The sequence below is a fragment of the Chromobacterium alticapitis genome (assembly GCF_002924365.1).
In the GTDB taxonomy this organism is placed as follows: Bacteria; Pseudomonadota; Gammaproteobacteria; order Burkholderiales; family Chromobacteriaceae; genus Chromobacterium; species Chromobacterium alticapitis.
The window spans coordinates 24,920-33,226 of the sequence record NZ_PQWB01000070.1; the positions used below are offsets into that span (position 1 = coordinate 24,920).

Consider the following 8,307-nt stretch of genomic DNA (forward strand, 5'->3'; position numbering starts at 1 on the left):
CGCCCTCGCGCGATCAGACGCTTTCGCTCGTCACCACCTCGCCGGCTAGCGAGTGCGGGAAGGCGGCGGTGATGCGGACGTCTATCATCTGGCCCAACAGGCGCGGATGGCCGGCGAAGTTGACCACGCGGTTGTTGGCGGCGCGCGCAGCCAGCATGGTGGCGTCCTTCTTGGACACGTTTTCCACCAGCACGCGCTGCACGGAGCCGACCATGGACTGGTTGATGGCGAAGCCCTTGGCCTCGATCACTTCATTCAGGGCCTCCAGGCGGCGCACCTTTTCCGCGTGCGGCGTGTCGTCCGGCAGGTTGGCCGCCGGCGTGCCGGGGCGCGGGCTATAGATGAACACGAAGCTGAAGTCGAAGTCGCAATCGCGCACCAGCTTCAGCGTCTGCTCGAAGTCGGCTTCGGTCTCGCCGGGGAAGCCGACGATGAAATCCGAACTCAGGCACAGGTCGGGCCGGATGGCGCGCAGCTTGCGGATGATGGACTTGTATTCCAGGCCGGTGTAGCCGCGCTTCATCGCCATCAGGATGCGGTCGGAGCCGCTCTGCACCGGCAGATGCAGGTGGGAGACCAGCTTGGGCAGCTTGGCGTAGCTGTCGATGATGCGCTGGCTGAATTCGCGCGGGTGGCTGGTGGTGAAGCGGATGCGCTCCACGCCCGGCACTTCGTGCACGTATTCCAGCAATAGGGCAAAGTCGGCGATCTCGCCATCGCTCATCTGGCCGCGGTAGGCGTTGACGTTCTGGCCCAACAGCGTGATTTCCTTGACGCCCTGCGCGGCCAGGCCGGCGATCTCGGTCAGCACGTCCTCGAAGGGGCGCGACACTTCCTCGCCGCGGGTGTAAGGCACCACGCAGAAGGAGCAGTACTTGGAACAGCCTTCCATGATGGAGACGAAGGCCGCGCCGCCGTCTACCTTGGCCGGCGGGATGTGGTCGAACTTCTCGATTTCCGGGAAGGAGATATCCACCTGCGAGCGGCCGCTCTGCTGGCGGCTCTGGATCAGATCCGGCAGGCGGTGCAGCGTTTGCGGGCCGAACACCACGTCCACATACGGCGCGCGCTTGACGATGGCTTCGCCTTCCTGGCTGGCCACGCAGCCGCCTACGCCTATGATCAGATTGGGATTGGCTTCCTTCAGCGGGCGGATGCGGCCCAGGTCGGAAAACACCTTTTCCTGCGCTTTTTCGCGCACGCTACAGGTGTTGAACAGGATGACGTCGGCTTCTTCCGGATTGTCCGTCTTGACCATGCCTTCGGCGCTGCCCAGCACGTCCGCCATCTTGTCGGAATCGTACTCGTTCATCTGGCAGCCGAAGGTCTTGATGTATACCTTCTTCATTGCTACTCGGGTTTCCAGCTGTGTTCGGTTTCAGGGAGAGGCCTGGGCCTGGCGCTGCTTCTGTGCTTCGATTTCATCATCGCCCAGCACCCAGATGCGGTTGATATTGCCTTGCGGATCGAAGGTCACGCCTACGGCGCGGCCGTTCAGATCGTTCAATTGCCCGCTGAGCAGGAAGCGGTTGTGTTCATCGAATATCCTGACGCCCGCCGCCACGGGATAGCGTTGCGGCGCGATGGCGATCAGGCTGGCGATCCGCTGCGACAGCGTTTGGTCGCCGCGGGTGAATGCGGCTCCGGCCTCGTTCACGTCGCCCAGCGTGCCCAGCACCAGGTTGTCCGGCAGCAGCCGGCCGGCGCAGGCGGGCAGGATTTGGCACAGCAGGCAGAGGGCGGCGAGGTGTTTTTTCATAGCAAATTGAATGCGTTGCGCGCGATTTTACCATAGCCGCGCGCCGCGCCGGCCAAATGTTTTCAGGCACGCGCGGCGAATCTGGCCGCCTGCCGCTCGGCCAGCGCGAACATCATCGGATTGAGCAGGATGGACACGATGGCGCCGGCCAGGATCAGCGCCTGGCCGCGCGCGCTGAGCAGGCCCAGCGACATGCCTAGGCCGGCCAGGATGAAGGAGAACTCGCCTATCTGCGACAGGCTGGCGGCGATGCGCAAGCTGGTGGCGCGGCTGCGGCGGAACAGGCGCACGATGCCGTAGGCGGCCAGCGATTTGCCTGCCACGATGATCAGCACGGTGGCGATCAGCACCGGCGTATCCTTCAGCAGCACTTCCGGGTCCAGCAGCATGCCTACCGAGACGAAGAACAGCACGGCGAAGGCTTCGCGCAGCGGCAGGGACTCCTCGGCCGCGCGGTGGCTGAACGGCGACTCCGCCATCACCATGCCGGCGAAGAAGGCGCCCAGCGCGAAGGAAATATGGAACAGCTGGGTGGCGCCGTAGGCTACGCCCAGCGCGGTGGCCAGCACGCCCAGGCGGAACAGCTCGCGGTTGCCGGTGTGGACAATGCATTCCAGCATCCATGGAATGAAGCGGCGGCCTACCAGCAGCATCAGCGCGACGAAGGCGGCCACCTTGGCCATGGTCAGCGCCAGGACCCAGCCCAGCTGGCCCCAGGACGGCGCGGCCTGGCCGCCGCTCAGCGCGCCGGCGAAGGCGGGGAGCAGCACCAGGGTGATCACCATCACCAGATCTTCCACCACCAGCCAGCCGACGGCGATCTTGCCGTCCCCGGTTTCCAGCCAGCCATGCTCCTCCAGCGTGCGCAGCAACACCACGGTGCTGGCCACCGACAGCGCCAGGCCGAACACCAGGCCCTCGCCCGGCGGCCAGCCCAGAAAATGGGACAGTCCCATGCCAAGCAAGGTGGCCACGGCGATCTGCGCCAGCGCGCCGGGCACGGCGATGGACTTCACCGCCATCAGGTCCTTGATCGAGAAATGCTGGCCCACCCCGAACATCAGCAGAATCACCCCCAATTCCGCCAGCTCCGGCGCCAGCGCGGTGTCGGCCTGGAAGCCCGGCGTGAACGGGCCGACCAGGATGCCGGCCGTCAGATAGCCCACCAGCGGCGGCAGCTTGAGGCGCAAGGCCAAGGCGCCTAAGGCGAAGGCGAACACCAGGCCGCCGACGATGGTGGTGATCAGGGGGGTATCGTGGGGCATGGGCAAAGTTCCGCGTGAATGACTGAATAATATAAAGACGGTATATCAGAAGCCTAGTTCCGATAAATTTGCTTATATTAATTCAACGTCATTCTGATGCGGTGCGCTGGCATCGGCGCGGCTCGCGAATTAAAAGCGCTCGAAGGGCTGCAGGTAGCGCCATTGTCCCGGCTGCAGGCCGGACAGCGCGAGGCGGCCGATGCGGATGCAGCGCGCGCCTTGCAGGCGGACGCCGAGCTGGCGGCTGATTTCATCGAAAAAACCGGCGCGCGGCGCGTAGACCGCGCAGCGCAGCTGATGGTCGCTCTGGCGGCTGATCTTGCATTGGCGCAGCGGCTTGCCGTCCAGGCGGATGGCGGCGACGCGCGTCTTCAACTCCTCGGCTGCGGGGGCGCGTTCCACTTGCAACAGGAACTCCATCTCGCACTCGGCCAGGTGGCGCGGCAGCTTTTTGTCCTGGGTCAGGACGACCAGGCCGTGGCACAGCTCATCGACGGCGCCCAGGGTTGTCAGATGCTGGCGGTGGCGCGACAGCCAGACTTGCTCCGAGACATCTTGCGGCGAGCGGCTGTCCGGCCCTAATCGCTGAGCCGGCGGCACGTCGTCGCCGGCTGGGCGGTTCAGCAGCAGGGTGACCGGCAGCGTCGCCAGCGCCTGCGGTTGGCCGGCCAGGGTGATCTGCTGTTCCGGCTGCACGCGCGCGCCCAGCGTCGTGACGACGGCGCCGTCCACCTTGACCAGCCCTTGCTCGATGCAGGCGTCGGCCTCGCGCCGCGAGCACAATCCCAGCTCCACCATGCGCTTGGACAGGCGCACCTTTGTCTCGTCCATGGTTCATATCCTCGTCAAACGGACGGCGATTATCCGCCCGCGGCGACGGGCTGACAAACAGCTTAGGTCTGGCGCGACGGCAGCGACGCTGGTTTGCGCCAGACAGGGCCGCCGCCGAGATTGCACAGCGCGATGCCGGCGATGGCCAGCGCGCCGCCGGCCAGCATGCCCGGCGTCAGCCGCTCGCCCAGCAGCGCGGCGCCCAGCAGCACGGCGGTGAGCGGGTTCAGCGCGATGAAGGCGCCGGAACGGGTGGGACCTATCCGCTTGATGCCGTCGTAGTACCAGATATAGGCCAGGGCCGAGCCTAGCGCGCCCAGATACAGCAGGCCGCCCCACTGCGCGGGACGCAGGCGGGCGACGGCGGCGAAATCCGCCGCGCCTAGGGCCCAGGTGGCGCTCCACAGCATGGCGGTGCCGAGCAGGATGGACCAGGTGACGGTCTGCAGCGGTCCCAGGCTGAGCGACAGTCCGCGCGAGCCGACGCTGTAAGCCACCCAGCTGGCCACGCAGCCCAGGATCAGCAAATCGCCGCTCCAGCCGTGCGCGGCGGCCAGGGAGTCGCCGTTTTTGCCGACGATGACCCACGCGGCCCCGGCCAGGCACAGCGCCACGCCGGCGAGCTTGAGCGGCGGCAAGGTCTCTTTCAGCAAGGCGGCGGAAGCCAGCGCGATCATGGCCGGGTTCAGCGCGACGATCAGCGAGGCGCGCGCGGCGCTGACTTGCTGCAGGCCGTAGAAGAAGCACAGGTTGTAGCTGAAGATGCCGCACAGGCCCAGCAGCAGCAGATGCAGCGCCTGGCGGCGGCTGGGGCGGACCAGCGGCGTGCGCGTGGCGGCGAGAAAGGCCAGCAGCGTCAGGCTGGCGATGCTGAAACGCAGGCTGGCGGCCAAGAGCGGCGGCAGCCCGCCGGCCAGCATGCGGCCGGCGATGAAGGTGCCGCCCCAGATCGCCGAGACCAGCGCCAGTTGCAGATACAGGCGGGGCGTGGCGCGTTCATGCATGGACGGCGTCATCCATGGCGCAAGCCGCTGCGCGGCGTTGTTCGCAGGCGCGCAGCGTCAGCGGCAGCAGCTCGCGCTGGGCCCGGCTGCCGCCCAGCACGTTCCAGCGCGGCTGCTGTTCCAGCAAGCGCTCGAGACAGGCGCCGTAGCGGCCGTGGGCGAAGTCCAGAATGGCGCGCAGCACGGCGATGCCGGTTTGGTGGGTATCCGCGCCCAGCCCGAAGCCGTCGCTCTCCGCGATCAGCTTTTCGATTAGGAAGGGCTGCTCGCTGGCGGCGAAGGCTAGCGCGGCGTGCAAGCGGTGGAAGTAGGACATGGACGAGCCTATGCTGCCGCTCCACAGCCCTGCCAGCCTGTTCCATTCGGCGTCGAAGCGGCGGTCATCCGGATGGCGCAGCCGGTGTCGCCACAGGAAGGCCACGGCGTCCAGATCCTGCTTGGCGAACAGGCTGTCCTTCAGCGCGTACATCTCGTGGAAGGTGCGCACCGCCAGCTCGGTCTGCTCGCTTCTCTCATAGCCTATGGCCAGATGCCAGTAGACGTGCATGCGCATGCCGGCGTTGTCTATCCATTGCTCGCGGCATTGCTCCAGGAACAGGCACAGTTCTGCCCAGCACTCCTGCTCATGCAGCGCATGCGCCACCGCGTGGATGCCATAGATATTGTCCGGGCAATGGCGCAGCGACTCCAGGCCCAGCTTCAGCGCCGGCTGCGCGCGCCCGGCCTCGACGTAGGCGAAGGCCTTGATGCCAAGATAATAGGAATACAAGGGATGGCCTGGGTCGATGTGCTCATCGAACAAGGCGAGGTCCGGCAGCAGCTCCGGCGTCTGGCTGGCGCAAAAGTCGAACATGTGGGCGCAGAACAATGCCACCACGTCGGTTGGATATTGGCGCAGATGCAGGCGGAACTGCCGGCGGGCGGCGGCGTAGTCGAAGCTGACCCAGTGCTGGAAGGCGGCGACTAGCGTTCTCAGTTCCGGACGGCTGATTTCTTCTTGGTCCAGTTGCTGCAGGCACAGCGTGAATTTGTACAGGTCTTTCAGCTCGCAAGAAGTAATGGCGTCGAAGCCTGTCAACAGCTGGCGGTAAACCGCCTGGCTGCGGCTCTGCGCTTGCAGGCTGTCCGGGATTCCCTTCAGCGACAGGAAGTGGCTGTTGATTTCAGGCCACAGCGTCGAGGCGCCGTCGGTTGCGGAGAGAGAAGCAGCGTTCATGTGTCCGACTCCATGATGGCAGGGCGGTCGCTGGGCCGCCATGCTTATTGTTGTGATTGCCCTGCATCGAATCGCATATTCTTATGCCGAATGCGAGTCATGGTAAAATGAGTTTTCGCTCATGATGGTTGGTGGTGACATGACATTGACCCAATTGCAGATCTTTTCACTGGTGGCGGAATTGCAGGGCTTCACCGCCGCCGCCGCCAGGCTGGGCATTTCGCAGTCGGCGGTGTCTCATGCCATTCGCCAGCTGGAACGGGAGCTGGATGTGGAGCTGCTGCAGCGGCGGCAGGGGCAGACTGAACTGACCGACATCGGCCGCCAGTTGCTGCCGCGCATGCGCGGCATGCTGGGCCTGGCGGAGACGGTGCGGCAGGAGGCGGCCGACGCGCGCGGCATGCGCCAGGGCACGCTGCGCATAGGCTCGTTCGGCCCCACTTCTTCGATGCGGCTGCTGCCGGCCATCCTGGCGCAATACCGCGCACTCTATCCCGGCATAGAAATCCATATCGACGAGGGGCCGGACCGGCAGGTGTTGCAGTGGCTGCAGGACCGGCGCATCGATGCCGGTTTCGTGGTGTTGCCGGAGCCGAGCTTCGATACCTATCCGTTGCTGGAGGACCAAATGGTGGCGGTGCTGCCGGTCGGCCATCCCTTGGCGGCGAAGCCGTCGGTAAGCCTGGCTGAATTGTGCGGCGATCCCTTTGTACTGACCGAAGCCGGCTCGGCCGAGCTGGTCAGCCATCTGTTCCAGGCCGCGCGCCTGCAGCCGCTGGTCCGCTATCGCTGCGCCCAGCTGCTCAGCACGCTCGAGATCGTCGCCAGCGGCGAGGCGGTGACGCTGGTGGCGGAGATGGCTCTGCCCAGGACGCCGTATCCTGGCGGCTATGTCAGCCGGCCGCTGTCGCCTCCGGTGACGCGGCGGGTGGGCCTGGCCGTGTTGAGCGAGGCCGAGGCCAGTCCGGCTGCGCGCGCTTTCATGCAACTGGCGACGCGGCTGCAGCGGGAAGGCGGGCTGACGGGTTGACGAGTGAGCAAGCCATGTCAAGAACGGCTGGGCCATCCGAGGCATAGTGGCGGCGATGGAGGACGGATATGGACAAGGCGGGCCGCTACGCGCGGCGTTTCGACAAAGTGCTGGGCTATATCGCCAGCCATCTGGACCAGCCGCTGGATGTGGAGCGGCTGAGTCGAGTCGCCCATTTTTCCGTCTTTCATTTTCACCGCCAGTTTTCAGCCTATCTGGGTGTGAGCGTGGCCCGCTACATCCTGGCGCAAAGGCTGCGCCGGGCGTCGTACTGGCTGGTGTTCCAGCCAGGCGTCAAGATCACGGACATCGCGCTGGACTGCGGTTTCGACAATCCCGAGTCGTTTTCGCGCGCTTTCAAGCAGACGCTGGGCCAGTCGCCCAGCGAGTTTCGCCGCCGCCCGGACTGGGCCGGCTGGCACGCGCGGATCACGCCTCCCGTCAGCGAAAGGATGGACAGCATGGAAGTCAGAATCGTCACGGTCGCCCCGGTCATGGTAGCGGCGTTGGAGCACAGGGGAGCGCCGGAGAAGGTCAACGACAGCGCGCTGCGCTTCATCGAGTGGCGCAAGAGCAGCGGCTTGTCGCCGGTGGCCAGCAGCCAGACCTACGGCATTGCCTATGACAACCCGGAAACCGTGGAGCCGGAGAAGTTTCGCTTCGACATCTGCGGCAGCGTGGACGCGCCGCCGCTGGCCAATACGCAGGGCGTGGTGGGCAAGCAAATCCCCGGCGGACGCTGCGCGGTGGTGCGCCATCAGGGCTCGCACCACAAGATAGGCGACAGCGTGTGGTATCTGTACCGCGAGTGGCTGCCGGGCAGCGGCGAGACCCCGCGCGACTTCCCGGTGTACTTCCACTATCTGAACCTGGCCAGCGACACGCCTGAGCATCTGCTGCAGACCGACGTCTACCTGCCGCTGCGCTGATGTGCTTTGGGCTGCAGTGAGAGGCGCCCGATTCGCCAAGCTGAAAGCAAATGCCCATTTGAGCGCTGCCGCTTGGCGGCGTTTATATCCGGTAGCGGCGCGAATGATCTGGCTGGCCCATCGGGCGAGTAAGCAGAGCGAAGCGCTGCTGAGCTGCAGGTTGCTCAGGCGACTGGGGCGCGGGCAAGATGCCGCCTGCCCAGGTGCGGAAGGCGCATTCAAATTGCTTGGGGTCCATCAAGCGGAAAATGCGCAAGAAAGTGTCTTCCGACG

Annotated in this window: 8 protein-coding genes; 2 read left to right on the plus strand and 6 right to left on the minus strand. The window is 65.6% G+C overall.

Annotated elements, in window-relative coordinates; translation table 11 throughout:
• Positions 1 to 13 precede the first annotated feature (13 nt).
• The 6 genes from miaB to C2I19_RS15080 form a co-directional block, all read right to left on the minus strand.
• Positions 14 to 1,348, minus strand: a complete 1,335-nt coding sequence (miaB, locus tag C2I19_RS15055) for a tRNA (N6-isopentenyl adenosine(37)-C2)-methylthiotransferase MiaB (RefSeq protein ID WP_103903497.1) — start codon at positions 1,346 to 1,348, stop codon at positions 14 to 16.
• 30 nt (positions 1,349 to 1,378) lie between these two features.
• Positions 1,379 to 1,759 carry a hypothetical protein gene (locus C2I19_RS15060; RefSeq protein ID WP_103903498.1) on the minus strand — a complete coding sequence of 127 codons (381 nt, stop codon included), beginning with the start codon at positions 1,757 to 1,759 and terminating at the stop codon, positions 1,379 to 1,381.
• A gap of 62 nt (positions 1,760 to 1,821) precedes the next feature.
• Positions 1,822 to 3,024, minus strand: coding sequence for a cation:proton antiporter domain-containing protein (locus C2I19_RS15065; protein ID WP_103903499.1), 1,203 nt, complete (start codon positions 3,022 to 3,024; stop codon positions 1,822 to 1,824).
• A gap of 129 nt (positions 3,025 to 3,153) precedes the next feature.
• Positions 3,154 to 3,855, minus strand: a complete 702-nt coding sequence (locus tag C2I19_RS15070; RefSeq protein WP_103903500.1) for a S4 domain-containing protein — start codon at positions 3,853 to 3,855, stop codon at positions 3,154 to 3,156.
• A 62-nt stretch (positions 3,856 to 3,917) separates the two neighbouring features.
• Positions 3,918 to 4,859 carry a DMT family transporter gene (locus C2I19_RS15075; RefSeq protein WP_199181203.1) on the minus strand — a complete coding sequence of 314 codons (942 nt, stop codon included), beginning with the start codon at positions 4,857 to 4,859 and terminating at the stop codon, positions 3,918 to 3,920.
• The gene (locus C2I19_RS15080; protein ID WP_103903502.1) at positions 4,852 to 6,075 is read right to left on the minus strand and encodes a tetratricopeptide repeat protein; all 1,224 of its coding nucleotides are present in this window, start codon (positions 6,073 to 6,075) and stop codon (positions 4,852 to 4,854) included. The genes C2I19_RS15075 and C2I19_RS15080 overlap by 8 nt, the downstream gene beginning before the upstream one ends.
• A 139-nt stretch (positions 6,076 to 6,214) precedes the next feature.
• Between C2I19_RS15080 and C2I19_RS15085 the strand changes: the two genes are divergently transcribed.
• Both C2I19_RS15085 and C2I19_RS15090 read left to right on the plus strand, forming a co-directional pair.
• The gene (locus C2I19_RS15085; protein ID WP_103903503.1) at positions 6,215 to 7,105 is read left to right on the plus strand and encodes a LysR family transcriptional regulator; all 891 of its coding nucleotides are present in this window, start codon (positions 6,215 to 6,217) and stop codon (positions 7,103 to 7,105) included.
• A 68-nt stretch (positions 7,106 to 7,173) separates the two neighbouring features.
• Positions 7,174 to 8,034 carry an AraC family transcriptional regulator gene (locus C2I19_RS15090; protein ID WP_103903504.1) on the plus strand — a complete coding sequence of 287 codons (861 nt, stop codon included), beginning with the start codon at positions 7,174 to 7,176 and terminating at the stop codon, positions 8,032 to 8,034.
• Positions 8,035 to 8,307: the final 273 nt, after the last annotated feature.

What these genes read in the sequence shown, in the direction of transcription:
- C2I19_RS15090 (WP_103903504.1), top strand. Translation starts at nt 7,174, where the DNA reads ATGGACAAGGCGGGCCGCTACGCGCGGCGTTTCGACAAAGTGCTGGGC.
- C2I19_RS15080 (WP_103903502.1), bottom strand. Translation starts at nt 6,075, where the DNA reads ATGAACGCTGCTTCTCTCTCCGCAACCGACGGCGCCTCGACGCTGTGG.
- C2I19_RS15060 (WP_103903498.1), bottom strand. Translation starts at nt 1,759, where the DNA reads ATGAAAAAACACCTCGCCGCCCTCTGCCTGCTGTGCCAAATCCTGCCC.
- C2I19_RS15085 (WP_103903503.1), top strand. Translation starts at nt 6,215, where the DNA reads ATGACATTGACCCAATTGCAGATCTTTTCACTGGTGGCGGAATTGCAG.
- C2I19_RS15065 (WP_103903499.1), bottom strand. Translation starts at nt 3,024, where the DNA reads ATGCCCCACGATACCCCCCTGATCACCACCATCGTCGGCGGCCTGGTG.
- miaB (WP_103903497.1), bottom strand. Translation starts at nt 1,348, where the DNA reads ATGAAGAAGGTATACATCAAGACCTTCGGCTGCCAGATGAACGAGTAC.
- C2I19_RS15070 (WP_103903500.1), bottom strand. Translation starts at nt 3,855, where the DNA reads ATGGACGAGACAAAGGTGCGCCTGTCCAAGCGCATGGTGGAGCTGGGA.
- C2I19_RS15075 (WP_199181203.1), bottom strand. Translation starts at nt 4,859, where the DNA reads ATGCATGAACGCGCCACGCCCCGCCTGTATCTGCAACTGGCGCTGGTC.